The sequence below is a fragment of the Actinomycetospora callitridis genome (assembly GCF_028737265.1).
In the GTDB taxonomy this organism is placed as follows: Bacteria; Actinomycetota; Actinomycetes; order Mycobacteriales; family Pseudonocardiaceae; genus Actinomycetospora; species Actinomycetospora callitridis.
Genome location: NZ_JAQZAK010000002.1, coordinates 536,026 through 561,653, shown reverse-complemented (window position 1 = coordinate 561,653; position 25,628 = coordinate 536,026). Strand labels below are relative to the sequence as shown.

At 75.7% G+C, this 25,628-nt stretch carries 23 protein-coding genes; 10 read left to right on the top strand and 13 right to left on the bottom strand.

Translation table 11 applies throughout. From position 1 onward, the window contains the following. Positions 1-21 precede the first annotated feature (21 nt). Positions 22-1,146 carry a GNAT family N-acetyltransferase gene (locus PH191_RS08590; RefSeq protein ID WP_274194202.1) on the top strand — a complete coding sequence of 375 codons (1,125 nt, stop codon included), beginning with the start codon at positions 22-24 and terminating at the stop codon, positions 1,144-1,146. A gap of 97 nt (positions 1,147-1,243) precedes the next feature. Beyond that, complete coding sequence (locus PH191_RS08585) at positions 1,244-2,209, top strand: polysaccharide deacetylase family protein (protein ID WP_274194201.1); 966 nt, start codon at positions 1,244-1,246, stop codon at positions 2,207-2,209. Here PH191_RS08585 and galE read toward each other — a convergent pair. Continuing rightward, positions 2,184-3,164, bottom strand: a complete 981-nt coding sequence (gene galE, locus PH191_RS08580; protein ID WP_274194200.1) for a UDP-glucose 4-epimerase GalE — start codon at positions 3,162-3,164, stop codon at positions 2,184-2,186. The genes PH191_RS08585 and galE overlap by 26 nt on opposite strands. A gap of 5 nt (positions 3,165-3,169) precedes the next feature. Then, on the bottom strand, positions 3,170-4,549 hold the full coding sequence (locus PH191_RS08575) for a glutamate-1-semialdehyde 2,1-aminomutase (protein ID WP_274194199.1): 1,380 nt from the start codon (positions 4,547-4,549) through the stop codon (positions 3,170-3,172). Between the two features lie 253 nt (positions 4,550-4,802). On the opposite strand from PH191_RS08575, the gene PH191_RS08570 reads away from it, so the two are divergent. Both PH191_RS08570 and PH191_RS08565 read left to right on the top strand, forming a co-directional pair. After that, positions 4,803-5,435 carry a hypothetical protein gene (locus PH191_RS08570; protein ID WP_274194198.1) on the top strand — a complete coding sequence of 211 codons (633 nt, stop codon included), beginning with the start codon at positions 4,803-4,805 and terminating at the stop codon, positions 5,433-5,435. An 81-nt stretch (positions 5,436-5,516) separates the two neighbouring features. Continuing rightward, positions 5,517-6,329, top strand: coding sequence for a hypothetical protein (locus tag PH191_RS08565; RefSeq protein WP_274194197.1), 813 nt, complete (start codon positions 5,517-5,519; stop codon positions 6,327-6,329). 178 nt (positions 6,330-6,507) lie between these two features. Here PH191_RS08565 and PH191_RS08560 read toward each other — a convergent pair whose 3' ends face one another. The 5 genes from PH191_RS08560 to PH191_RS08540 all read right to left on the bottom strand — a co-directional run bounded on the left by PH191_RS08560 (position 6,508) and on the right by PH191_RS08540 (position 12,365). Next, the gene (locus PH191_RS08560; protein ID WP_274194196.1) at positions 6,508-8,205 is read right to left on the bottom strand and encodes a glycine/sarcosine N-methyltransferase; all 1,698 of its coding nucleotides are present in this window, start codon (positions 8,203-8,205) and stop codon (positions 6,508-6,510) included. 260 nt (positions 8,206-8,465) lie between these two features. Next, complete coding sequence (locus PH191_RS08555) at positions 8,466-9,689, bottom strand: OmpA family protein (RefSeq protein WP_274194195.1); 1,224 nt, start codon at positions 9,687-9,689, stop codon at positions 8,466-8,468. Continuing rightward, positions 9,686-10,681 carry a hypothetical protein gene (locus tag PH191_RS08550; protein WP_274194194.1) on the bottom strand — a complete coding sequence of 332 codons (996 nt, stop codon included), beginning with the start codon at positions 10,679-10,681 and terminating at the stop codon, positions 9,686-9,688. The genes PH191_RS08555 and PH191_RS08550 overlap by 4 nt, the downstream gene beginning before the upstream one ends. Next, a complete protein-coding gene (locus PH191_RS08545; RefSeq protein ID WP_274194193.1) occupies positions 10,678-11,511 on the bottom strand; it encodes a hypothetical protein in 834 nt (277 codons plus the stop codon). The genes PH191_RS08550 and PH191_RS08545 overlap by 4 nt, the downstream gene beginning before the upstream one ends. A 2-nt stretch (positions 11,512-11,513) precedes the next feature. Continuing rightward, complete coding sequence (locus PH191_RS08540; protein WP_274194192.1) at positions 11,514-12,365, bottom strand: hypothetical protein; 852 nt, start codon at positions 12,363-12,365, stop codon at positions 11,514-11,516. Between the two features lie 228 nt (positions 12,366-12,593). Here PH191_RS08540 and PH191_RS08535 point away from each other — a divergent pair, with 228 nt between their 5' ends. Together PH191_RS08535 and PH191_RS08530 are read left to right on the top strand one after the other, a co-directional pair. After that, a complete protein-coding gene (locus PH191_RS08535) occupies positions 12,594-13,202 on the top strand; it encodes a vitamin K epoxide reductase family protein (RefSeq protein WP_274194191.1) in 609 nt (202 codons plus the stop codon). Continuing rightward, positions 13,199-15,406: a heavy metal translocating P-type ATPase gene (locus tag PH191_RS08530; protein WP_337994048.1), complete on the top strand. Its 2,208-nt coding sequence runs from the start codon at positions 13,199-13,201 to the stop codon at positions 15,404-15,406. Before PH191_RS08535 ends, PH191_RS08530 begins: the two co-directional genes overlap by 4 nt. Before the next feature lie 57 nt (positions 15,407-15,463). Here PH191_RS08530 and PH191_RS08525 read toward each other — a convergent pair whose 3' ends face one another. The 5 genes from PH191_RS08525 to PH191_RS08505 all read right to left on the bottom strand — a co-directional run bounded on the left by PH191_RS08525 (position 15,464) and on the right by PH191_RS08505 (position 20,588). Further along, positions 15,464-16,339, bottom strand: a complete 876-nt coding sequence (locus PH191_RS08525; RefSeq protein ID WP_274194190.1) for a DUF559 domain-containing protein — start codon at positions 16,337-16,339, stop codon at positions 15,464-15,466. Positions 16,340-16,474: 135 nt separating this feature from the next. Next, entirely contained in the window at positions 16,475-17,200 is a 726-nt protein-coding gene (locus PH191_RS08520) for a DsbA family protein (protein WP_274194189.1), read from the bottom strand. 151 nt (positions 17,201-17,351) lie between these two features. Continuing rightward, positions 17,352-19,166, bottom strand: coding sequence for a cytochrome c oxidase assembly protein (locus tag PH191_RS08515; protein ID WP_274194188.1), 1,815 nt, complete (start codon positions 19,164-19,166; stop codon positions 17,352-17,354). Positions 19,167-19,254: 88 nt separating this feature from the next. Next, positions 19,255-20,028: a zf-HC2 domain-containing protein gene (locus PH191_RS08510; protein WP_274194187.1), complete on the bottom strand. Its 774-nt coding sequence runs from the start codon at positions 20,026-20,028 to the stop codon at positions 19,255-19,257. Between the two features lie 2 nt (positions 20,029-20,030). After that, the gene (locus PH191_RS08505; protein WP_274194186.1) at positions 20,031-20,588 is read right to left on the bottom strand and encodes a sigma-70 family RNA polymerase sigma factor; all 558 of its coding nucleotides are present in this window, start codon (positions 20,586-20,588) and stop codon (positions 20,031-20,033) included. 332 nt (positions 20,589-20,920) lie between these two features. Here PH191_RS08505 and PH191_RS08500 point away from each other — a divergent pair, with 332 nt between their 5' ends. Genes PH191_RS08500 through PH191_RS08490 form a run of 3 tightly spaced genes read left to right on the top strand, consistent with a single transcriptional unit; the run spans position 20,921 to position 23,348 of the window. Next, complete coding sequence (locus PH191_RS08500; protein ID WP_274194185.1) at positions 20,921-21,166, top strand: hypothetical protein; 246 nt, start codon at positions 20,921-20,923, stop codon at positions 21,164-21,166. Further along, a complete protein-coding gene (locus PH191_RS08495; protein WP_274194184.1) occupies positions 21,163-21,897 on the top strand; it encodes a DUF5134 domain-containing protein in 735 nt (244 codons plus the stop codon). The genes PH191_RS08500 and PH191_RS08495 overlap by 4 nt, the downstream gene beginning before the upstream one ends. A 29-nt stretch (positions 21,898-21,926) precedes the next feature. Beyond that, the gene (locus tag PH191_RS08490; RefSeq protein ID WP_274194183.1) at positions 21,927-23,348 is read left to right on the top strand and encodes a PepSY-associated TM helix domain-containing protein; all 1,422 of its coding nucleotides are present in this window, start codon (positions 21,927-21,929) and stop codon (positions 23,346-23,348) included. Here the strand turns inward: PH191_RS08490 and PH191_RS08485 are convergent. Beyond that, a complete protein-coding gene (locus PH191_RS08485; protein WP_274194182.1) occupies positions 23,336-24,145 on the bottom strand; it encodes a class I SAM-dependent methyltransferase in 810 nt (269 codons plus the stop codon). The two genes, PH191_RS08490 and PH191_RS08485, sit on opposite strands and share 13 nt — an antisense overlap. Before the next feature lie 110 nt (positions 24,146-24,255). Between PH191_RS08485 and PH191_RS08480 the strand changes: the two genes are divergently transcribed. After that, a complete protein-coding gene (locus tag PH191_RS08480) occupies positions 24,256-25,602 on the top strand; it encodes a UDP-glucose dehydrogenase family protein (protein WP_274194181.1) in 1,347 nt (448 codons plus the stop codon). Positions 25,603-25,628: the final 26 nt, after the last annotated feature.

Sequence of the window (25,628 nt, the reverse complement as noted above, 5' to 3'; positions counted from 1 at the left end):
GCGCCCGTTAGCCTCGGGATCGTGAGCCGTGACGTCGAGATCCTCGCCGACCCCGCCGACGAGCCGGGTCTGGTCGACGAGTGGCGCGCCCTGGCGGAGGCCGCGGGGAACGCGTTCACGACGCCCGAGTGGTACGGCGCCTACGCCCGCCACTACGGCGCCGACGCGCCGCCGTTCGTGGTGCGCGTGCGCGACGCGGACGGCTCGCTGGCGGGTCTGCTGCCCCTGTGCCGCTCGGGGCGCACCGTGCGCTTCGCCGGCGCCAACGTGGGCGACCGCTTCGCCCCCGTGGCGGTCGCCGGGCGCGAGGCCGAGGTCGCCCGCGCCGCGGCGGGCGCGCTGGGGCGCGAGGCCGTCGTGCTGCACAACGTCGACGCCGGCGCCCCGTGGATCGGCGCGCTGGGCGACGGCCTGCGCGGGCGGGTCGCGGCCACCCGGCTGCGGGGCAGCGTCATGCCCTTCGTCCCGCTGACCGGCCACACGTGGGACACGTTCCTCGGCGCCCGCAGCCGCAACTTCCGCAGCCAGGTGCGCCGCAAGGAGCGGGCGCTCGTCGACGGCGAGGGCGCGAAGTTCCGCGCGACGGCCGTGCCGGGCGAGGTCCGCGCCGACGTCGCCGAGTTCTTCCGCCTGCACAACTCGCGCTGGGACGAGCGCGAGGGCGGCTCGACGATCACGAGCCCGACCGTGCACGCCTTCCACGAGGACTTCGCCGCGGCCGCGCTCGAGCGGGGGTGGCTGCGGATGTCGTTCCTCGAGGTGGAGGGCACGGCCGTCGCGGCGCTCTACGCCTGGCGCATCGGCGGGCGCTACGCCTACTTCCAGGCGGGCTTCGACACCGCGTGGGCGGACAAGAGCGTCGGTCTGGTGCTCATGGCGCACACGGTGCGCGAGGCCATCGAGGAGGGCGCCGACGAGTACGACCTGCTGCTCGGCGACGAGACCTACAAGGCCCGCTTCGCCACCGACGAGCGTGCGGTCGAGACCCTCGTCGTCGCCGGCGCGCTCCACCCGACGCGTGTGCTGGCCCAGGTCGACGCCGGCGTCCGCCGGGCCACCGACGGCCTGTCCCCGGATCTGCGCGCGCGCCTGCGCGACATCGCCAAGCCCGTCCTCGCCCGCATGCCGGGGACGCGCTCGCGCTGAGCACCCGCCGGGTGCAAGCCCTGCGTCCACGCTTGCACTGGGTGCGAGAAAAGCCGCTTCGTCAGCGGGATCCGGGGTGCCGATACGCTCGGTCGCCATGAGTCGACGGCTGCTCGTGCTGGGCTGGCACAACATCGACCCGACGCCCTTCTACCCCGCCGACCCGGGCGCCGGGCGCCGCGGCTTCGAACGCCAGCTCGCCGCGATCGACCGCCTGGGCACCGTCGTCCCGCTCTCCGAGGCCGTGGACACCCTGGCCGCGGGTGGCGAGCTGCCCCCGCGGGCCGTGGCGCTGACGTTCGACGACGGCTACGCCGACTGGCTCGACGCCGCCGTGCCCGCGCTCGACCGCCGTGGCATGCACGGCACGTTCTTCCTCGTCTCCGACATCCTCTCCGGGCGCATCGGCGCCTGGTGGGAGGAGCTCGCCGACGCGTTCGACCGCGTCACCGCGCCGAGCCTGGAGTGGGCAGGCCGCACCCACGACCTGTCGACGCCGGCGGCCCGCCGCGCCGCGCAGGCCGCCCTGAAGGACGAGCTCAAGCTCGTCGACCGCGCCACGCGCGTCGAGGCCGTCGCCCGCATCGCCGAGCGCATCGCCCCACCCCCGCCGCCGCGTCCGCCGATGTTCCTCGACTGGGACGGCGCGCGGGCGCTCGCGGCCACCGGGCACGGCATCGGGTCGCACACCGTCACCCACCCGATCCTCTCCCGCGAGGACGAGGGCACCCAGCGCCACGAGCTCACCGCGTCGCGCCGCGCGCTCGAGGAGGGCCTGGGCCAGACCGTCGACCTGCTCGCGTACCCCAACGGCAACGCCGGCGACTACGACGAGCGGACGATGTCCGTGGCGCGCGGCGCGGGCTACCGCGCGGCCATCACCACCCGTCCGGGTCTCGTCGGGCCGAACGAGCCGCCGTTCGCGATGCACCGGATCGTGCTCACGCCGCTCACCGACGTCGGCGAGCTGTTCGGCAAGGTCGCCCGCAAGGGCACGGGCCTCGCCCGCAAGGTCGCCCGACGGGGCGCCGGCGCGGTCAGGAGCCTGACGCCGACGAGCTGAGGCGCGCCTCCCAGGCCGAGGCGACGATGTCGTCGAGGTCGTGACGGGCGCGCCAGCCGAGACGTCCGGCGATGCGCGAGACGTCGGCGACCACGGCCGCCGGGTCGCCCGGGCGCCGCTCCGCGATCACCGGGTCGACGGGGCGCCCGGCGATGCGGCCGACCGTGGCCATCACCTCGAGCACCGAGAAGCCCCGGCCGACGCCGACGTTGAGGGTCTCGGCGCACGGCTCGTCGAGCAGGGCGGTGGCGGCGACGTGGGCGTCGGCGAGGTCGTCGACGTGCACGAAGTCGCGCACGCAGCTGCCGTCGGGGGTGTCGTAGTCGGTGCCGAAGACGGTCGGGGCACCGCCGCGCGCGACGGCGTCGAGCGCGATCGGCACGAGGTTCGCCTGCCCCCGGTCGGCCAGGCGCGCGTCCCGGGCGCCGGCGACGTTGAAGTAGCGCAGCGCGACGTAGCGCAGCCCGGTGGCGCGGTGCACGTCGGCGAGCAGCCACTCCCCGGCGAGCTTGGTGGTGCCGTACGGGTTCACCGGCTCGCAGGGGTCGTCCTCGGCCACCGCGGCCCCCGTCGTCGCGCCGTAGACCGCGGCGCTCGACGAGTACACGAAGCGCTCCACACCGGCGCGCCCGCACGCCGCGAGGATGCTGCGCAGGCCCTCGACGTTCTCGCGCCAGTAGTACAGCGGGTGCGCCACCGACTCGGGCACGCTCTTGCGCGCCGCGAAGTGCAGGACGCCGTCGAGGCGGTGCTCGGCGAGCGTGGCGGCGACCGTGTCCTCGTCGAGCACGCTCGCCCGCACGAGGGGGACGTCGTCGTCGACGCGTGCGGGGAGCCCGGCGGAGAGATCGTCGAGCACCACCACGTCGTCGCCCCGCGCCCGCAGCGCCCGCACGGTGTGCGCGCCGATGTAGCCGGCGCCGCCGGTGACGAGCCAGCGACCCGTCCCCGTCACCGCCGTCATCGGATCCGGCGGGGCGCGGCGGTGGAGCGCAGCGCCGGTGCGACGGGACGGCCGTCGAGCACCGCGTCCGCGCCGAGCTCGAGCGCGCGCTCGTAGGCGGGCAGCGCCCCGGCCACGGCGTTGACGGTCTGCTCGACGTCGGCGTCGGTGTGCGCCGCCGAGATGACGAACGACTGCCCGAGGACGCCGCGGCGCAGCAGCTCGGCGAGGAACACCGTGCGCATCTCCTGCGACGGGCGGCACGAGGCGTCGCGGGTGCGGAAGACGAGGCAGGCGGGGTGCCCGACGACGTCGACGAACTCGCCGAGCCCGGCCGCGGCGACGACCTCGTTGCACGCCTCGGCGAGCGTCGTGCCCTGGCGGCGCATCGTGGCCACCGGGTCCTCGCGGCGGTAGGCCTCGACGACGGCGCGGAACGCGGTGAGCCCGGCCGTCTCGGGGCCGTGGGTCGTGGAGAGCAGGAAGACGCGGTCGGCGTCGGTGCGCAGCCCGCCGAGCTCCATGAGCTCCCGGCGCCCGGCCAGCGCCGAGACCGGGAAGCCGTTGCCCATGGCCTTGCCCCACGTCGACAGGTCGGGCGTGACGCCGTAGACGGCCTGCGCGCCGCTCGCCGACCAGCGGAACCCGGTGATCATCTCGTCGAAGACGAGCACCGTGCCCTCGGCCGTGCACATCTCGCGCACGCCCTCGAGGAAGCCGGGCGCGGGGTCGTGCAGCGCGGTCGCGGCCTCCATGAACACCGCCGCGATGCGGCCGGGGTGGGCGTCGAAGAGCGCGCGCAGCGAGCCGAGGTCGTTGTAGGTGAAGCCGACGGTGCCCGCGCGGACCGCGTCGGGGATGCCGGCGTTCATCGGGGTGTTGCCAATGAACCAGTCGTCGGTGGAGAAGAACGGCTGGTCGGCGACGGCCACCGTCTCGCGGCCGGTGGCGGCGCGGGCGAGCTTGAGCGCCGCGGTCGTGGCGTCGGAGCCGTTCTTGGCGAACTTCACCATGTCCGCGCCCGAGACGAGGCCCAGGAAGTCCTCGGCGGCGTCCACCTCGAGCCGGCTGGGGCGCGAGAAGGACAGCCCCCGGTCGAGCACCTCGCGCACCGCCGCGTTCACGGGCTCGTAGGCGTGCCCGAGCGTCACCGACCGCAGGCCCATGCCGTACTCGACGTAGGCGTTGCCGTCGACGTCCCAGACCCGCGCGCCCCGGCCTCGCTCGATGATCGGCGTCATGTGCTCGGGGTACTGGTCGGACCCGCGGGCGTAGGTGTGGGCCCCGCCCGGGACGAGGTCGTGCAGTCGCGCCTGGAGGCGGGACGACTCGGTGAACACGGGCTGCGGACCGTCGACGGCCCCGGGATCGGTCGGTGACGACGACACGGACGTCATGGGCCTCAGCTTCCCTGGTGCGACGAGTGGGCGATCGACGGGGGTCGCGCGGCGTCGTCGGCGCGGGGCCCCGTGCACGGACGTCCGACCTCACGCAGGCGTTGCTCCGGCAGGAGGAGCGGCGTCCACGGACGGGCCGTCCTCCCATCCTGCGCTGCGCCCCGTCACAGTCGTCCGCGGGGCCGCCACCGGATCGGCCCAACCCCCGTCCCCCGGGCAGGACGGGCGTTCGGCGACCTCCACACTGGTCCGCATGGCAGCACCGGCCGCACCTCCCGGAGCAACATCGTCCGGGCCGAACGGGCGCCACGCGCGGCTCGAGGACGGGCCCGCGGGGCCGCCCGGGCGCTCCCGCCGTCGCCTCGCGACCGCCCCCGTCCGCCGGGGCCCGTGGCCCTACGTCGCGACGGCGGATGCGCCGGCCGCGGCGCCCCCTGACGCAGCGAACGGGTATCTCGCTGCTTCTAGGCGCCGGAAGTCCCCGTTGATCACCCTGGCGCCGGCGCCGCCGGCCACCACGACGGTGCTGCCCGGCTCGCCCGCCGCGCCGACCGCGCACACCGGCGTCCCGGGGCTGGGGCCGGTCGGGCCGGTCGCCCCCGCCCCGGTCGCGCCGGTCGCTCCGGCCGCGCCGCGGGGGCTCGCGACGCCGCCGACCGTGCCGCCGCCGGACGTGCCGACGTCGGTCACCCCGGCGCCCGTCTCCCCGCCGTCCGCCGCGCCGCGCGCCCTCGTCCCGGTCGGCGGACCGCCCGTCCCGCCGCCCGCACCCGGCGCGCACGGCCCGCGGCCCCCGCGTCGCGCGCCGATCCGTCGCGGCCGCGCGCCGGGCACGCCCGTCGCCGCCTCCCGACCCGTCTGGGGCCCGCCGCAGCCCGCGCGCTGACCTGCGCGGCGGGCGAGGGGCACGCCGCGCAGGTCGGACGTGCCCCGTCGGCGGGGTACCGCGACTGGCAGAGTCGTGCCGGTGGGCGAGATCGACGTGACGGCGTTCGTCGCCGATCTCGTCCCCGCGATGACGCGCCGCGTGCCCTACCGTCCGCCCGACGACGACGAGGCCGCGGCGCTCGAGGCCCTGGCCGCCGCGCTCGGACGGGGCGAGACGGCGGGCGTCGCGTCCCTGGGCCTCGAGGCCACCTTTTCCGGGGACACGCTCGTGCTCGCCTCCGACCCGACGAGCGACCGTGCGTGGCTCGTCGTCGTCCTGCGGCCCGGGGTGGTGCCGGACGTCGTCGTGGAGGTGCCGCACCCGAACGCCGACCTCGACACCGAGCTCGTCGGGCTCTCCCTGCGCGACCGCCGTGCCGGCGCCCTCCTGCTCCAGGCCGGGGCGCACCGCATCGCCGGCGCGCCGCCGGAGGCGGTCGACCGCATCGACTGCCCGGCCGACGTCTCGTCCCGGGCCGACGCCCCCTTCTCCCGGGTGGCGTCGGTCCTCACGGCGCGGGGGCTGCCGCAGATCCAGCTGCACGGGTTCGCGGACCGCGACGGCGTCGACGCCGTGCTCTCCCCGGGCGCCGCGGGGGGCGGGCCGCTGCTCGATGCCGTGGAGGCGCGGCTGCGGGCGGCGGGGGAGCGCGTGGGCACGGGGGAGGACCCGCGCTGGGCCGACCTCCTGGGGCGGCGCAACGTGCAGGGCCTCGACGCGGCGGCGTGCGGGGCGGCGTTCGTGCACCTGGAGCTGTCCCGGTCGCTGCGCCGCGACCCGGGTCGTCGCGAGGCCGTGGCCGCGGCTCTCGCCGGCGCGCTGGACGACGTCCTCGGCGTGTCGTCGACATGAGCCTGTGGCCCTATCGGCGTGCTCCCCTGAATCCTGACGTTGAGTGCCAGCGTGGACGCAGGGCTGGCATGCCGGAGGCGCGCCACGCCACCCCGGAGAGACCCCCGGAACGCGGCACGGGGCCGGCCGGGAAGGCCCGGCCGGCCCCGTGCGTCACAGCGTTCGTGCGGTGCGTCCGTCAGCGACGGATGCGGAAGATGCCCCAGCTGAGCTGGCCGCTCTTGCCGCCGTTCACCCAGTTCTTCAGGCCCGTCTTCATGTTCGAGATGTACTCGTCGGAGATGGCGCCCTCGAACTTCGGCTCCGCCGCCTCGAGCTCGGAGAGCACGCGCCCGTAGTGGGTCGTGAGCTGGTCCGTGTGGTCCTCGAAGGTGAAGTCGTTGAAGCCGTGCTTCGCGAACTCCTCGCGGTAGAAGCCCGGCGACCCGAGGGTGTCGAGATGCAGGCGCGCGAGGATCGGCGCGAGCGCCGAGGTGTCCGCGTTGTCGTCGGCCATCGGGTCGGTGAAGACGACCTGACCGCCCGGCACGAGCACGCGGTTGATCTCGGCGACGACCTCACGACGCTCGCCGGAGTGCAGGAACGCGTCCTGCGACCAGACGAGGTCGTAGTAGTTGTCCTGCACCGGCATGCTCTCGAACGACCCGTCGACGACGTCGACGAGGTGGTCGAGACCCTGCGCGCGGTTCTTCTCGCGGTTCCGGTCGTTCTCGACCTCGGAGAGGTTCAGGCAGGTCACGTGGCAGCCGTAGGTCCTGGCCAGCCAGCGCGCCGACCCGCCGTAGCCCGCGCCCATGTCGAGGATGCGGGTCTCCGCGGTGATGTCCATGCCCTCGGCCATCCGCTCCACCGTCCGCTGCGAGGCGGGGGCGATGGGCTCGTCGGGGCTGTTGTAGAGCCCGACGTGGATGTCCTCGCCGCCCCACACCTCGTGGTAGAAGGTGTCGGCGTCGGTCGAGTTGTAGTAGTCGCGTGCGGTGTGGACCGCCGTCGAGTAGTTCTCCGTCAATTCATCGTCCGGTCGGTAGGTCTTCTCCGCGACATGGATCCAGAAATCGGGGCTCTCGGTCCCGTAGGTCTCCTGGAAGTCGCCGTACGAGTCGATCTTCTGGAACCCGACCTCACGCATGAGCCGGCGCACGTAGTCCTTGCGCAGCGGGAACATGTTGAGGTGGTACACGGAACCGTCGTCGTGGAACGTGTACCGGAAACGGGCGAGCCCGTCGTCGATGTACTCGGGCTCCGCGGTCACGGTGTCGCCGCAGTAGAAGAACTTGTGCTTCGACGAGAAGCCGTTGTCCAGGATCTCGTCGTAGTTGCGCTGATCGAGGATCAGGACGCCGTCATGCTTGAGCATCGCGTAGAACTCGGCCAGCGCCTTGCGGCGGTCCCGTTCGTTGAACAGGTGGGTGAACGAGTTCCCCAGGCAGATGATGGCGTCGTACTCACCGTGGACGTCGCGGTTGAGCCAGCGCCAGTCGGCCTGGACCACGCGCAGGACGTGCCCGTGCTGGCGACCGTTCTGGAAGGCCTTCGCGAGCATCTCCGCACTGCCGTCGGCGGAGACCGTCTCGAAACCGGCCTTCAGGAGCTGGACCGAGTTGAACCCGGTGCCCGTCGCGACGTCGAGAACCTTCTCGACCCCGCGGGCACTGAGCTGGTCGATGAAGAACGACCCCTCGCTGGCGGCGCGACCCTCCCAGCCGATGTAGTCGTCCCACTTGTCCACGAACCCCTTGACGTATTCCTCTTGGTAATGGTTCGTGTCTCGGACCTCGTTCGGGTTCTCCCCGAACTCCTGATGAACATCGGCCTCGGTGTAGGTCTCCTCGAGGCCAGCCGCGGTGTCGGGGCTCCGGTCTGCGGCTGTGGTCATGTGTCCTCCGGACGTCGGTGACGCTTCCGGGGAGACGACGCTAGGCAGGCAGGGCCCGAGTCGGAAGCACCGCTAAGTCCGTACGGTCGACAGAATCGATTCAGCGCGACGTCACACTCTGGGGCGAAAGGCGCCATCGACGCTGCTCCGACCGGGTGCGCGCACCGGGGGATCGCCGTGACCACATCGTTGTGTGACGGCAGCCACGTTTCCCCGGGAATGCGCGGGGGCCGGGGTGTCGACCGCCTGTCACCGGGTGGTTACCCGGAGGGCTCGACGATCACCGTGCGGTTGGCGCTGGCGGGGCCGGGCAGCTGACGGCCGCCGGGGCCCACGTCGTTGACGTAGCCGGGGAAGCGGCTGCCCACCCCTCGCGTGGAGATGCGGTCCGCCGGCGCCCCGAGCTCGACGAGCAGGGCCTTCACCGCCTCCGCGCGGCGGGTCGAGAGGTCGACCTGGCCGGCCTCGGTGCCCGCGCGGGCACTGGTGCCGGTGAGCGCGATCCGTCGCGACGGCGATTCGATCAGGAACTGCGCGAACGGCGTGAGGACGGCGCGCGCGGCATTCCGGTCGCGGAACTCGGCGGTGTCGGGCTGGAAACCGACGGAATTGTCGTCCGGGAGCGCGGTGGTCTGTCCCGGCGTGATCGTCGGCGGCGGCGGGACGTCCACGACGCTCACCGCCGGCGCGTCGCTCGGGGCGTCCCCGCCGCGGGGCTCGTCGACCACCGCGACGCACGAGGCGCCGCCCGCGGTGGCGATCGCCGTCCACAGCGCGACCAGTGAGGAGCGCTGGGCGGGGCTGAGCGCCGGCTGGGGCTCGGCGACGTCCCCGAGGCCCGCGAGGACGACCGTCTCGCCCTGCAGTCCCGGCAGCGCGTTGTTCGCGCGCAGGGCGTCGACGGTCTCGGCGGGCGGCGCGTCGAGCAGCCCGCGCTGGCGGAAGTCGAGCGGGGCGACCGTGGAGAGCCCGGAGTCGACGAGCACGACGGTGCCCGGTCGGTTGCCGCCCTGCCCACCCGATCCGGCGGAGCGTCCGGCGAGGTCGAGGGCGGTGAGCACGTCGACCTCCGGGGTCTGCGCGCGCAGGCCCGTGACCGCCTCGCCGAACCCGTCGAGGAACTGGTTGCGGTCGTCCTCGGCGGCGATGCCGTTGCCGGCGTCGCTGGAGAACGTCTCGCTGCCCGCGGACACGGGCCGGCCGTCGACGTTCACCAGCGTGACGCGCGGCTCGTAGCCCTCGTCGACGGCGCGGGTGAGCACCGAGACGGTGGCGTCCTGGACCGCCTGCGGCAGGCCCGGCTCCGGGCTGTTCGAGCGGCCGGAGACCGCGAACGCCAGGGGTCCCACCGGCACCGGGCAGGACAGCGCGCCCCCGCCGCCGCCGGAGAACCCGCCGCCGGCGGCGTCCTCACCGCTCGAGCAGCCGGCGGCCAGCGCCGCGGCCAGCAGAACGGACAGCAGGCCGGCAGTGCGGCTCGTCAACGATGGTCTCCGTTCGGGCTGGGCTCGGGGACGGTCGGCGTGAACGGGCGCATCTCCGGCGGCGCCTCCTCGCCGGGCACGACCTCGTTGGCCGGCGTGAACAGCGGGTAGAACGCCGAGCCGGTGAGCCCGTCGGTGACCGACGGGTTGCCCTTCTTCGAGGCCATGAGGGTGCGGGCGTAGTTCTGCAGCTCGAGCATCTCGGCGACCACCTGCTGGCGGGCCGCGCGCCAGCGCTGGTCCTCGCGCTCGCGCTCGTTCTCCTGCTGGCGCAGCGCCTCGCGGGCGCGCTCCAGCTCGGCGCGGCTCGCGCGCTCCTTCTCGGTCGCGTCCTGCATCCGGCGCTCGGCGCGGCGCAGCGCGCCCGCCACCGGGTTGAACGACAGGAACGTCGCCACCATCGCGGCGATCCCGCTGGCGAGGAACAGCGCGCCGAAGAGCATCGCGGGCAGCAGGGCCGTCAGCTCGATGCCCGACGAGGAGCCGCCGAAGCCGCCGCCGGAGCCGCCCGAGCCGAAGCCGCCGCCGGACCCGCTGCCGGACCCGGACCCGAAGCCGCCGGAGGAGGAGCTGCTCGGGGTCATGAGCCGCGTGTAGAACGCGCTGACGCCCAGCACGAGCCAGGTCAGCGCGGCCAGGACGGTGAGGGTGACCGACGAGCGGGGATCGCCGCAGCGCCGGCGCGCGAGCCCCTGGCCGACGAGGTGCGCGAGTCCCACCGCCGCGGCCGCGAACCCCACCGTGCCGAGCACGATGAGCAACGGCGAGCCCCGGAACACGCGGGCGAGCACGACGTAGAACGCCGCGATGTCGCCGCCGATCGCGAGCAGGATGATCGTCAGCGAGAGGTAGTCCTCCCGCGAGCGGTTGATCATCAGCGTGGCGTCGCGGTAGGAGCGGGGCCGGACGCCGTCCCGGTCGCCGCTGCGGTCCCCGTCGCGGTCCCCCCGGGAGCGGCCGAAGCGCGCGCGGAGGCCGCCGTCGGCGCTCATCGGCCCGACCTGTCGGCCCTGTCGGCACGGTCGTCGGTCATCGGGTCTCCACGGTCGGGGGAGGACGGCGCAGTGTAGGTCGATGGGGAGGTCGACGTGCCGGCCGGCCCGCGCCCGGACGGCGGGCGCGGGAGGGGCCCGGTCGGCGGATCGGCCGGGGGGACGTAGAAGTCCTCGGTGCGGTCACTCCCGCGCTCCCCGGTGCGATCCCCGGTGCGATCCCCGGTGCGATCCCCGGTGCGATCCACGGTGCGATCCCCGGTGCGATCCGCGTGTCGCCCCGTGTCACGACGGGCGGGCTGCCGGTCGTCGTCACCGCCGATCGGCTCGGTGAGCCGCTCGCGGGCCTCGTCGTAGTCGCGCCGGGCGATCGCGAGCGCGCGGCGGTCGCGCTCGTGCGCGGCCTCGGCGTCGGCCAGCTGCTGGCGCGCACCGCCGACGAGGCGGTCGATGACGGCCTGGTGGTCGGCGTGCTGGGAGTCGATGCGCGAGAGCCAGCCCGAGGCCCAGGACGCGATCAGCGGGTCGAGCGCGCCGCCGGTGCCCTCGTCGACGCCCTCGAGCAGCTCGGCGACGAGCGTGCGCACACGCCCGCGTGCCGCGCCGATGTCGGGAGTGGCCTGGTTCGGGTAGGGCATGGGCCCGACGCGGTCGGCCGCGTAGACCTGGGCGAAGCGGCGCTCCTCCGGCGACGCGGACGCGAAGCTCACCCCGGGCAGGTGCGAGAGCGGCGCGCCCGAGGAGCCCTGCTGGGGTCCCGACGGCGGCGTCGGTGTCGGGGGACGGGCGGTCTCGCTGCGGCGCCCGGGCCAGAACCTGCGGGTGGCCATGGCTACTCCTGGTGGGTCGGGGCGCCGGAGCCGGTGGCGGTCTCGGGGGCACGGCGGGCGGCGGGTGCGGTGGGGGTGCCCCACGGCGGGGTCGCGCCGCGCGGGGACGACGCCGGGACGGGACCCGTGTCCCCGGCACCCGCAGCACCCGGGTCGGCGGTCTCGGCCGCGACCACCCACCCGGGGACGACGGGGTGCTGGGCGGCCAGCGCGGGGCCGATGCGGTCGCCGGCCGGGTGCCGGCGCACGAGGTGGCGCTCGTAGGCGCTGACCCGCCGCATGACCTGCGCGTGCAGCCGGCGGACGCGGGTGGCGCCGACGAGCTCGCACGCGCGGATCGCGCTGCCCAGACGGGCGAACTCCACCCGCATCTGGGTGAGCTGGGAGTGCAGCCGCGCGCCCTCGTCGACGAGGGGTCGCCGGGTCGCCTCGTGCTCGCGAGCGCGGCGGGCGGCGACGACGTCGTCGGCGGTCTCGCCCTCGCCGCCACGGCGCACGGCGAGCTGGTCGGTGTCGAGGAGCACCGGCAAGGCGTCGAGGCGCGCCCGGGCGCGGGCCAGCGCCTCCTCGGTCTGCGGGAGGCGCGCCGCGAGGATCGCGCGGGTCTGGTGCATCGGCGACACCTCGAGGTCGACGCGTAGCCGCTCCCGGTGGACCCGGGCCAGGAACATCTGGTGGAACTCCTCGAGCGCCGGCGTACCGACCGGTCGACCCGGCTCGAGGCTCGGCAGCCCGGCGCGGGCGTCCGCGCGTGCCTGCCACCAGTCGCGGCCCCGGGCGAACCAGCCGTAGCGGGGCAGCGGCGAGCCCGTCGCGGAGGGGGACGGCCCGTCCGGCCCTGCGGGCCTGGTCATCGGGAGCTCGTCCGGGGCTGCCGTTCCACCTGGCGGGTTCCTCCTGCGTCGGCCCGGGGTTGCACCGGTTGCGTCCGTCGAGTCTAGGCCGCCCCCGACGGGACCCCGACGCGCGACCGGTGCGTCCCGGGAACTCGCGAGGGTCCTCCGACGACCGGTACGGCGATGGCCACGATCTCGTCCCAGCCCACCGATGTCCTCCCCGTCGTCCGGGGGGACGATCGGGGTGTGGACGTCACCCACGCACCGGCGGCGGTCGAGCCGACCACCACCTCCCGTGGGGCAGGTGGCGTGCTGCTCGTCGGGGGACTGGTCGGCGTCGTGGTGTCGCTGCTGCTCCTGCTCGACAAGCTCGCGCTGCTCGCCGACCCCACCTTCGTCCCGTCGTGCAGCATCGACCCGGTGCTGTCCTGCGGCACGATCATGCGGACCGCGCAGGCGTCGGTGCTCGGCTTCCCGAACCCCGTGATCGGGCTGGCGACGTTCCCCGTCGCCGCGGCCCTGGGCGCCCTGGTGCTCGGCGGGACCGCGCTGCCGCGCTGGGCCTGGTGGGGCCTGCAGGCGGGCACGACCGCCGGGATGCTGTTCGTGCACTGGCTGATCGTCCAGAGCCTCGTGGTCATCGGGGCGCTGTGCCCGTGGTGCATGGTCGCGTGGGTCGCGGTCATCGCGATGTTCTGGTCGGTCACGGTCGAGAACCTGCGCGCGGGCCGGCTCGGAGGCGCGCCGGCGTCGCTGCGCGGGCACGGCTGGGGGCTCGCCGCCTGGTACCTCGTGATCGTCGTCGCGATCGTCGCGACGTTCCCCGGGTGGGCGGCGGGGCTGGTGGGACTGTGACGGCCACGTCCGTCGCGTCCACCGTCGTCGACCTCGAGATCGGCGGCATGTCCTGCGCGGCCTGCGCGGCCCGGATCGAGCGCCGGCTCAACCGCCTCGACGGCGTCGAGGCCAGCGTCGACTACGCCGGCGAGGGCGCGCGGGTCGTGCTCGCGTCGCCGGAGGTCACGACGGCCACGGTCGTCGAGACCGTCGGGAAGCTCGGCTACACCGCGCGGCCGGCGCGTCCGCCGTCCTCCGTGTCCTCGGGCGACGGGGACGACGGGCCGTCCGACGATGCGGAGCTGCGGGACCTCTGGCGTCGCCTCGTGGTCGCCGCGGCGCTCTTCGTCCCGGTGGCCGACCTGGCGCTGGCGATGGCCGCGGTGCCCTCGCTGCGCTTCCCCGGCTGGCCGTGGGTGCTCGCGGCGCTCGCCACGCCGGTCGTCGTCTGGTCGGCGTGGCCGCTGCACCGGCGCGCGCTGGCGGGGCTGCGCCACGGCACGACGTCGATGGACACGCTGGTCTCGCTCGGGATCGTCGCGGCGAGCGTGTGGTCGCTCGTCGCCGTCGTGCGGGGCGCCGAGCCGGCGCCGAGCGCGAGCACCTGGGACCTGCTGCTGCACCCCACCGGCCCCGTCTACCTGGAGGTCGCGGCCGGGGTGACGACGTTCGTCCTCGCCGGGCGCTACGTCGAGCGCCGGGCCCGTCGCGCCTCCGGCGACGCGCTGACGGCGCTCGCCCGGCTCGCCGCGCGCGACGTCACGGTGCTCGACGACGACGACGACGGCGCCGAGCGTCGCGTGCCGGTGGGCGAGCTCGGTGTGGGCGATCGGTTCGTGGTGCGGCCCGGCGAGAAGGTCGCGGCCGACGGGCGGGTGGTGTCCGGGCGCTCGGCGGTGGACCGCAGCATGCTCACCGGCGAGCCGGTGCCGTCCGAGGCGGAGGTCGGCGACCCCGTGGTCGGCGGCACGGTGGCGGTGTCCGGGCGGCTGGTGGTCGAGGCGACCGCGGTCGGCGGGGCGACGGCGCTGGCCGGGATGGTGCGCCTGGTGCGGGACGCCCGCGCCGACAAGGCCGACGCCCAGCGCCTCGTCGACCGGATCTCGGCGTGGTTCGTGCCGGCGGTGGTCGTGCTGTCCCTCGCGACCGGGCTCGGGTGGTGGCTCCTCGGCGCCGACTGGTTCTCGCCCGCCCTCGCCGTGCTCGTCATCGCCTGCCCGTGCGCGCTGGGCCTGGCGACGCCGATGGCCATGGTCGTGGCCTCGGGTCGCGGCGCCCGGCGCGGCATCTTCCTCAAGGGCCACCACGCGCTCGAGACGAGCCGCCGCGTCGACACCGTGGTGCTCGACAAGACCGGGACGCTGACGACGGGGCGGATGGCGGTGGTGGCGGTGCTGGGCCCCGAGGTCGTCCTGGCGCGCGCCGCGGCCGTCGAGCGCGGCTCGGAGCACGCGATCGCGACGGCGGTCGTGGCGCACAGCCTCGGGGACGTGCCCGCACCGGTCGATTTCGTCGCCCTGCCGGGGCTCGGTGCGCGGGCGTCGGTCGACGGGGTGACGGTGACCGTGGGGCGCCCCGACCTGTTCGACGCCGGCGTGCCCGAGGGCCTGCGCGCCGACTGGGACGCCGCCGAGGAGGCGGGCCACACCGTGGTCGCGGTCGGGTGGGGCGGTGTCGTGCAGGGCGCGGTCGTGCTCGCCGACGACGTGAAGGCCAGCGCGGCCCCGGCCGTCGCGGCCCTGCGCGCCGCCGGCCTGCACCCGGTGCTGCTCACCGGCGACCACGAGCGCGCCGCCCGCACGGTGGCCACGGCCGTGGGCATCGACGACGTCGTCGCCGGCGTGCTGCCCGAGGGCAAGCTCGCCGTCCTCGCGGAGCGCCGTGCGGCGGGGGCGGTCGTGGCCATGGTCGGTGACGGGATCAACGACGGCCCGGCCCTCGCCGCCGCCGACCTGGGCCTCGCCGTCGGCACGGGCACCGACGTCGCGCTCGAGGCCGCCGACGTGATCCTCGTGCGCGACGACCTCACCGCCGTCCCCGAGGCGCTCGCGCTCGCCCGCGCCACCCACCGCACGATCCGCGTGAACCTCGCCTGGGCGTTCGGCTACAACGTCGCCGCGATCCCGCTGGCCGTCGCCGGTCTGCTCAACCCCCTGCTCGCCGGCCTGGCCATGGCGCTGTCGTCCCTGCTCGTCGTCTCCTCGAGCCTGCGCCTGCGCTGATCGCTCCGGGCGCTCCGACGGACCCGCTGAGCGGGAGATGTGGAGCACCCCTGGCGATCATGCCGCGGGCGCGACCGCCGCGACGATCATCGAGAGCACGCTGTCGGCGTCCGCCTCGATGGCGTGCCAGTTGACGCGCAGCACCGTCCACCCCGCGAGCACGAGCGCGTTCTGGCGGGCGTGATCGCGGCGGAACGCCACGAGGTCGCGGTGGTAGGCCCAGCCGTCGATCTCGACGAGCACGCGGGCGGTGGGGAAGGCGAGGTCGGCCACCGCCACCCCATAGCCGGGGATGACGAGACGGTGGTCGGCGAACCACCCGGTCACACCGGCGTCGTGCAGGAGGCGGTGGGTTCGCCGCTCGGCCTCGGAGCGCGCGCCACCGGCCGCGAGCGCGAGCAGCCGCGCGACCGTGGCGGACCCGGGCCGCCCGAGCAGCGCGCGGTGGGCGCGCCGCATGCCGTCGAGGGTCACGCGGCCCGACAGCAGGGCGCGGTCCATGAGTTCGGCGCCGCGCTGCAGACCGAGCTCGGCGGCCGCGTCGACCACCGCGTAGGCCCGTGTCGCGACGCGGACGCCGTCGACCACGGCCCGGAAGCGACCGGGGACGTCGCGACGCACCGCCCGGAACCCCGGGCGGGAACGCACCCGTCGCCGCGTGGGGACCGCGAACCGCAGCTCGTCAGGTGCGACGTCGATCAGGTGCCACCACCACACCGCGCCCGGGCCGATGAGCGTGGCGCCCGGGCCCAGCCACAGGGCGCCGGCCCGCACCCGGGCGCGCGCGGTCCATCGATGCGCGGCCGAGAGGTACACGCGCGGGGCGGCGAGGGTCCACACGCCGGCATCGAGCAACCGCCCGATCGCCGAGGAGGACAGACCGCACGCCCGCGCCTGGGCCCGGGACACCACGCCGTCCTGACGACGGAACAAGGAATCGAGGTTCACGCGGGGTTCGACGCAACCGGAGCGCCAACGGATCCATCGTGTTCACTGCATGATCGCTCCGCGCGCTCCGACGAACCCGCTCAGCGGGACGCACGGAGCACCCGGAGCGATCACGGGGCCTCAGCCGCCCAGCACCTGGTCGAGCTCGGTCGAGCCCTGCTGCTGGAGCTTCCCGTCGACGACGATGGTCGGGGTGCCGAAGCTGCCCTGGCGCTGGAGGGCGGGGTCGTTGGACGCCTGCTCGAAGTTCTGGGCGATCTCGCCGGCGTGGCGGTTGCTCGTCACGCACTCGGCGTAGCCCGGCCCGGCACCGGCGCGCTGGCCGAGGTCGACGAGCTGGGCGGTGTCGTAGCCGCGGCCACCCTCGGGCGGCTGGGCGGCGTAGAGGCTCGCGTGGACGGTGGGGAAGGCGCCGTTCTCGGCCGCGCAGATGATCGCGTTGCCGCCCGCCGAGGAGTAGCCGGGCGGGTTCGAGCGCTGGTCGAGCAGGTTCACGAGGTGGTAGCGGACCTGCACGCGCCCGGCCGCGATCGCCTGGGTGATCGGCTCGCCCGCGCGCTGCTCGAACGACTGGCAGGCCGGGCAGAGCGCGTCCTCGTAGAGGTCGATCGTGTGCGGCGCCGGGCCCCCGGCGGTCACGACACCGCCCTCGACGCTCGTCGGGTAGGACGCCGCGACCGGGGTGACGGGGATCGCCTGCCCCGGGGCGTCGGAGGAGCCGCCGGCCGAGAACAGCACGCCCCCGAAGACGACGGCCGCGACCAGCACCACGGCGACGATCCCGACGATCATCGGCGTCCGGGACGTCGTGCGCGGCGGTGCGGGGCGCTTCGGGCGCGTGGCCATCCGGGGGTTCCTCCTCGTGTCGGGGTGGGTGTCGGGGTGGGTGTCGGGGTGGGTGTCGGGGTGGGTGTCGGGGTGGCGCCGACCCTCGCGGCGCTCGTCCTGCCGGTCGCGCCGCGGGGTCCGTCGGTTCCCGGCGGGTCGCGACGGGCGCTCAGCGGCCGCGGGCGAGGTCGGCGAGCATCGTGTTCCACGCGGTGAGCTCGGCGTCGCCGTCCCGGTCGGCGTGCCGGTCGCGGCGGGTCGCGTCGCGCTGGTCGGCGCGCGACCACTGGACGAGCAGCGCGATGACCACCACGAGCAGCGGGACCTCGCCCGACGCCCAGGCGATGCCGCCGCCGAGGTGCTGGTCGGCCAGCCGGTCCGGCACCCACGGCAGTGCGAGCTGGCGGAAGAACTGCTCGCCGATCACGCTGCCGGCGCTCATCAGCGCGACGCCGAAGAACGCGTGGAACGGCATCGCCGCGAGCAGCAGCGCCAGTCGGCCGAGGTGCGGCACCGGCCGGGGCGCGCGGTCGACGCCGATGATCGGCCAGAAGAACAGCACGCCGGTGAGCAGGAAGTGGGTGAACATCACCTGGTGCGCCCAGTGGTAGGGCAGCGCCAGCGCGTAGAGCGGCGAGAAGTACAACGCGTAGAACGAGCCGACGAACAGCGCGAGCGACACCAGCGGGTGGGTGAGCACCCGCGCGAGCGGGGCGTCGAGCAGCGACAGGAGCCAAGCGCGGGGACCGTCGGGCGTCGCGGGCAGGGCGCGCAGCGCGAGCGTCACCGGCCCGCCGAGCACCAGCAGGACCGGGACCAGCATCGACAGGAGCATGTGGACGCCCATGTGCGCGCTGAACGTCGCCATCGCGTGGGAGCCGAGCCCCGAGCTGGTCGCCCACAGCAGGAGCGCGCACCCGGCGAGCCACGCGCCGGTCCGTCCGGGCGGCCAGGCGTCGCCGCGTCGACGCAGCCGCCACGCACCGGCGAGGTACGTCCCCGCGGAGACGAGCGCCACCACCGCCCACAGCAGGTTCAGCCGCCCCGGCCCCAGCAGGCCGAGCAGGGTGGGGGCGTCGAGCGAGTAGCCGAGCAGCGTGTCCTGGATCGTCGTCGGGGCCGCGAGGGCCGGGGCCGGTTCGCCGGCGAGCAGGGCGGCGACGCCGGCGGCGCCGGTGAGGAGCACGAGCGCCTGTCGTCGCGCGACCACGGCGACCACGAGCAGCGCCAGCAGGACGAGCGTGAGCGGGCCGGACACGCCGGTGAGCCAGGCCCCGCGCACGAGGACCACCGCGACGACGACGGTGCCGGCCACCGCGACGCCGGCGGCGACGAGCGCCACGGGACGCGCACGGGCGGCCGCCACGCGGTCGGGTCCGGGGGCGAGGAGCTCGAGCGCGAGCAGGCCGCACCACACCGCGCCCGCGACGGCCGCCAGCGCGGCGGCGTCGGTGGCGAGATCGTGCCCGGCGCCGGCGCTCGCGACCTGCCCGGTCACCACCGGGGCGACGACGGCGAGCGCGGCGAGCGGTATCGCGCCCACCGCAGTGCGCCACGACAGCGTCACCCGGCAGAGCGCCCAGACGACGGCCGCGAGCATCGCGGCCACGAGGAAGCCGGCGGGCTCCTCGAGCGCGCCCGCGGCGGTGATGAACGCGTCCGGGGCGGCGAGCACGCGGGCGGTGCCGCCCAGGACCGTGAGCGCGGCCGCGGCCAGCGCGCCGGCCGCCCAGACGCCCGCCGCGGCGCCGGCCCGGCGGACCGCGCGATAGCCGTGCGCGCCGAGCGCCCGGCCGCCGCCCGTGCTCGGCCGCGCGATCACGGCACCGAGCAGGCCACCCAGGCACACGCCGCCCGTGAGCAGCACGACGAGGCGGGCGAGCGGCGTCGCCACCTGCACCACGGTCGGCGGGGCGGTGACGCCCAGCGCGGCGTACGGCGCGCCGCCCCGTGCGAGGGCCACGGCGACGACCGCGGCGACCACCGCGCCCACCGCGCCGGCAGCGAGGGCGCCCCGCGCTGCGCCGGACGCAGCGAGGGCGTCCCTCGCTCCGGACCCAGACGCGCCCGGATCACGCGACGTCGGACTCACGCTCCCAGGGCGTCGGCGCCGGCCGCGTGGGGCCGTCGTCGGGGACCACGCCCCGACCGCCGGGCCGCCACCACCGCGCCCCCGGGCTCGGGCCTGTGCCCGGACGCGGCCCGGAGCGCACGACGGCGAGCCCGAGCAGGAAGCCGGCGACGAGCACGAGGTGCGACACCACGCGTCCGGGCTCCACGCGTCCCGCGACCAGGTCGAGGCCGCTGAGCACCGCGAGCACCGCGATGAAGGCGCCCAGCACCGGGAGCAGCCCCGCGAGGTGCCGGGTGAACAGCGCGCCGAGGAGGAAGGCGACGCCGAGCGCGAGGTTCCACGCCGCCGTCTCGTGCGTCGCGTGCGCCATGCCGGCGCCGAGCACCATCAGCGGATCGGTCATCGCGTGGGCGTGCGTCGCGGCGCCGAGCAGCGAGACGAGCCCGAGCACCGCCTGCGCCAGCCCGACGGCGGCGAGCCCGGCCCGCGCCGACACTCCGCGCCACCGCACCGAGGCGGCGGGGGCGGCGCCGACGACGCGGTCGACCAGATCGGGCCCCGCCCCGACCGCCGCCGTGCGCGCGTGCCGCGTCACGAGCGCGGCGTCCCGCTGCCAGGACCGGCAGGCGGCGCACCCGTCCAGGTGCGCGTCGACCCGGGCTTGCTCGGCGGCGTCGGCCTCGCCGTCGAGGGCGGCCGACATCGCCTCCCGGCACCCGTCGCAGTCCATGGCGTGCTGGTCGCCGCGACCCGCGCGGTAGTTCCCGACCACCCTCACCCCGAGCGGTGCGGCCGCTCGGCGGGACGGTCGGCGAGCGCGTCGACGAGGTCGGCCCGGGCCCGCGCGACGCGGGAACGGATCGTGCCGATCGGGCACCGGCACACCGCGGCGGCCTCCTCGTACGACAACCCGATCACCTGGGTGAGCACGAACGCCTCGCGACGGTCGGGGTCGAGCGCGTCGACGGCGTGGCGCACGGCGACCGACTCCGCGAGGTCGCCGCGCGGCGCGCGCCCCACCGGGCGGTCGTCCTCGGACAGGGGCGCCGGGCTCACCGGACGGCGGGAGCGGCGGCGCAGGTGGTCGGCGGCGACGCGGCGCGCGACCGACAGCAGCCAGCTGCGGGCGGGCGCGTCACCGCGGTACCGGCGTAGCGAGCCCAGCGCGCGCTCGTAGGTCTCCTGGGTCAGCTCCTCGGCGACCGACGGGTCGGCGAGGTGCACGAGCAGGCGCCACACCTGGTGCTGCGTCGCCGCGACGAACTCCCCGGCGGCGTCGCGATCGCCGTCCCGGGCGCGCAGCGCCAGCGCGGTGATCCTCGCGTCGTCCACCGGAGCTCCTCGTCGTGTGCCACCGTCGGGCCACCCGCCGTCCGCGTCGTCGCAGGGCGTCCCGGAGTTCCCGGGCGTGACCGTCCCGACAAACGGGGCTCGGCGGCACGCCGACGGCGCCTACCGTGCTGCCGCTGACGGTAGGCGCTCCACCGGATCGTGCTCGCGGAGCCCTGCGAGGCGATCACCTGAGAAGGAACGGGTGATCTCCTGAGAACGCTCGGCCGTCCGGGCACACCGGGTCGGTGCGGTGGGGCGAGCGGTATGCCACCGGACCGCATCGCCGTACCGTCGCCGCTGGTCACGGACAGCCCACGCCCTGGAGGACCGCCATGACGGACCACGACCCGCCGGCTGCCGGTCCCACCGGGGGCCTGCAGCACGTCGCCACGTTCTGCGGGCAGTGCTCCTGCGGGTGCCCCGAGCTCTACGTCGACCCCGACGCCGGCGACGAGCGCCGCGTGGTGATCACCGACGACTTCGGCCAGCGCATCCAGATGAGCCTCGCGCAGCTCGCCGTGATCGTCGACGACGCCCGCAACGGGGTCCTCGACGGCCTCCTCGCCGACGCGCGGTGAGCCTCCCCGCACCCCTCGCGGGGTTCCTCGCCACCCTCCTGCTGGCCGCCGCGGCCCTCTGCGCGGTGAGCCTGTGGCGTCGCCGGGCCCGTCACGAGCGCGCGGCGGCGGCCGCCGAGGCCAACCACGTCGTCATGGGCCTCGGGATGGCGGCCATGGTGTTCCCCGCGACCGCCGACCTCGTGCCCCCGGCGGCCGGGGCGATCGCCTTCGGTGCGCTCGGCGTCGTGTGGGCGGTCCGCCTGCTGGCGCTGCGCCACCGGGGTCGGCCGCTGGGCTCGCCGGTCGGCGGCGACCGCTGCGGCGCGCACCCGACCCACCTGCTGCTGAGCAACGCGGCGATGGCCGTGATGTACGTGATCATGGTGCCGACCGGCGGGATGGCCGGCACGGCCCACGGCGGCGGCCACGCCGGGCACGGCGCGTCGGCGGCCTCGACGCCGCTCGCGCTCAGCGCCGTCGCGACCGCGCTCGCGCTCTACCTGGTCGTCCACACCGTCGCCACGGTCGCCGTGCTGGTGCGCCTGCGCGCCCCGGCCACCGTGACCGTCGGCGGCGGCGGGACAGGTGGAGGGCCAGGTGGCGGGACGGTGGGCGCCGGCAGTGGCGGGGCCGGCGTCGGGAGTGCGCTCGGCAGCGCACTCGGTCGGGCCGTCGACGCCCCCGCCGTCCAGCTCGGCTGCCAGGCCGTCAGCGGCGCCGCGATGGCCCTGATGCTCCTCGTGCACTAGCGCCCCGACGACACCCCGAGAGGCTCCCCGTGACCGTCGACGAGCAGCCGGCGCCCCCGAGCCCGGCCGCCGCCCCGACCCGTGCGGGCACCTGGTCGCTGCTGCGGCCCCTGGTGCTGCGCATCCACTTCTGGGCGGGCGTGCTCGTCGGGCCGTTCCTGCTGGTCGCCGCCCTGACGGGGCTGGTGTACACGCTGATGCCCGCCCTCGAGCCCGTCGTCTACCGCGACGAGCTGACCGTGCCGCCGTCGGACGCGCAGGTCCCGCTCGCCGACCAGGTCCGGGTCGGCATGGACGCCCTGCCCGGCACCGAGCTGCGTGCCGTGCGCCCCGGCGCGACCCCCACCGACACCACCCAGGTGATGGCGAACGACCCGAGCCTCCCCGAGTCCTTCTACCGCACCGCGTTCGTCGACCCGCACACCGGCGACCTGCGCGGCGTGCTCGAGACCTACGGCTCCGGGCAGGCGATGCCGCTGCGCGCCTGGGTGGACCAGCTGCACCGGAACCTGCACCTCGGCGACGCCGGCCGGCTCTACACCGAGCTCGCGGCCTCCTGGCTGTGGGTGCTCGTGCTGGCCGGGCTGACGCTGTGGATCGGACTGGTCCGGCGCCGGCGCAAGGAGCGTGCGAGCGCGCTGCTCGTGCCCCGCACCACGGGCGGGCGCCGCGCCCGGCTGCTGTCGTGGCACGCCGTCGTCGGGCTCTGGGCGGCGGCCGGGCTGCTGTTCCTGTCCGCCACCGGGCTGACGTGGTCGACCTACGCCGGCGAGAACATCAGCGCGCTGCGCGCCCAGCTCTCCTGGGAGACCCCGGAGCCCCAGACCGCGCTGCCCGGCACCGTCGCCGCGGCGCCGGAGGCGGGCGAGCACGCGGGCCACGGCGGCATGGCCACGGCGCCGACCGCGGCGACGCCCGCGTCCTTCGACGTCGCCGCCCGTGCCGCCGCGGACGCCGGGCTCGACGGGCCGCTCGACATCACGCCGGGCGGCGAGGGCGCGGCCACGACCGTCAGCCAGATCGACCGCACCTGGCCCCAGCGCCTCGACGCGATCGCCGTCGACCCCGACACCGGGCAGGTCACCGACGTCGTGCGCGGCGACGACTGGCCGCTCGCGGCGAAGCTCGCGCGCTGGGGCATCGACGCGCACATGGGCCTGCTGTTCGGGGTCGCGAACCAGGTCGCCCTCGCGGCCCTCGCCACCGGCCTCGCCTGCATGATCGTCTGGGGCTACGTCCTGTGGTGGCGTCGCGGGCCCGGCCGGCGGCCCGGTCACGTGCCCGCCGACGGCGTCCTGCGGTCGCTGCCACGGGGCCTGCTCGTCGGGGTGGTCGTCGTGACGATCGCGGTCGGCGTCGCCGTCCCGCTGCTCGGCGCGAGCCTGCTGGTGTTCCTCCTGCTGGAGACACTCCTGGACCGACGTCGGACGGGCGAGCCTCAGAACGTGTAGCGGTGCAGCCGCATCGCCTCGCGCAGGACCGGGACGGCGTCGAACCCGCGGTAGAGCCGGTGGCGCAGGCCGACGGTGTCCGTGGACGCGAGCTCGGAGACGGTGACGTCGTCGCGCTCGCGCAGCCGCGGGTGGCGGGCCGTCAGCTCGGCGCCGTCGAAGCCCCAGGCGAAGCGGGTGTCGACGCCCATCAGCCGGAACGCGGCGTTCGAGACGGGCAGCGTCCAGCCGGCGACGGCGTCGAACGCGACCTGCCCGGACGCGCAGCGGGTGAGCAGCCGGTCGAGCACGGCGTGCACGTCCGGCGGGGCGAGGTACATGAACAGGCCCTCGGCCAGCGCGAGCGTCGGGCGGTCGGCGTCCAGCCGCTCCCACCAGCCCGGGTCGGTCACCGACGCGCTCACCGTCTCGATGTCGTCGGGCAGGTCGTAGACCCGGCGGCGCAGGTCGGCGACGCGTGGCACGTCGACGTCGATCCAGCGCGAGCCGGGCGGGCGCGCGACGCGCAGCGGGCGGCTGTCGAGCCCGCACCCGAGGTGCAGCACCTGGCCGTCGGGGTGCTCGCCGAGGAACGCGACCGTCCACTCGTCGAGGCGCCGCGCGCGGGCGCAGATCGTCGCGGTGTCGGAGCTGAACCAGCGCAGGGCACCGGGGTCGTGCTGCACCCGGGCGAGGACCTCGCCGGCGAACCGGTCGCCCAGCACCGGGTGGGCCGAGCGGGCGTCCCGCTCGCGCAGGTAGAGAGTGATCAGCATGGTCGTCTCCGACCCGCGGAGGTCGACCGACTCCGGCGACATGCCGTCACCTTGGCACCCGGGATGCCCGGCGGGGGACCACGACCGCGTGCCCGGAGCGTGATCTGGCAGCGTGTGGTGCGGATTCGTCGGCGGAGACCTAGGGGGAAGCCGTGTTCACGCGTCGGGTGGCGGTGGTGGGGACGGGCTATGTCGGTCTGACGACGGGGGCGTGTCTGGCGTCGCTGGGGCACCAGGTGGTGTGCGCGGACATCGACACCGCGAAGGTGGAGCGGTTGCGCCGCGGTGTGGTGGACATCGTGGAGCCGGGCCTGTCGGAGCTGGTGACCGAGCAGGTGTCGGCGGGCCGGTTGTCGTTCGTGGTGGGCGCGTCGTCGGCGGTGGCGGCCCACACCGACGGGCTGGACGCCGAGGTGGTGTTCCTGTGCCTGCCGACGCCGATGGGTGTGGGCGGGGTCGCGGACCTGCGCGCGGTGGAGGCGGTGGTCGAGGAGACCCGCGAGCTGCTGGCGCCGGGCACGGTGGTGGTGAACAAGTCGACGGTGCCGGTGGGGACGGCGGCGCGGACCGCGGAGCTGCTCGACCGCCCGGACGTGTCGGTGGTGTCGAACCCGGAGTTCCTGCGTGAGGGCTCGGCGGTGCACGACTTCCTGAACCCGGACCGGATCGTGGTCGGGTGCGATGCGGCGGAGGCCGCGGAGCGGGTCGCGGCGCTCTACGCGCGGCTGGGGGCGCCGACGGTGCTCACGGACGCGGCGTCGGCGGAGCTGATGAAGTACGCGGCGAACTGCTTCCTGGCGATGAAGCTGTCCTACGTGAACGCGATGGCCGAGCTGTGCGAGCGGGTCGGGGCCGACATCGGCGACGTCACCGAGGGCATCGGCTACGACCGCCGGATCGGGCAGGCGTTCCTGTCGCCGGGCCCGGGGTGGGGCGGGTCGTGCCTGCCGAAGGACACGCACGCGTTGCTGCAGGTCGCGGACGCGGCGGACTTCGAGTTCCGGCTCCTGCGCGCGACGATCGACACGAACACCCGGCAGCGGCAGCGGGTGGTGGACAAGGTGCGCGCGGCGGTGACCGGGAAGCGCACGGGGTCGCTGACGCGGGTACGGCTGGGCCTGCTGGGGCTGACGTTCAAGGCGGGCACCGACGACCTGCGGGACTCGCCGGCGCTGGCGATCGCGGCGCTGCTGCGCCAGGCCGGGGCGGACCTGGTGGGCTACGACCCGGCGCTCGTGGCCGACCCGGGGAACCCGGACAAGGTCGTGCGCGACGAGGTGGAGGGCGTGCCGCTGGTGGCCGATCCGCTCGAGGCCGCGCAGGGCGCCGAGGCGGTGGTGGTGCTCACCGAGTGGCCGGTGTTCCGGACGCTGGACTGGACCGCGATGGCCGGGGTGATGAAGCAGCCCGTGGTCGTCGACACCCGCAACCTGGTCGACCCCGCCACCCTGCGCCGCGCCGGCCTGACCGGCATCGGGATCGGCCGCCGGGACGCCTGACCCGGCGCCCGACCCGGACGCCCGGG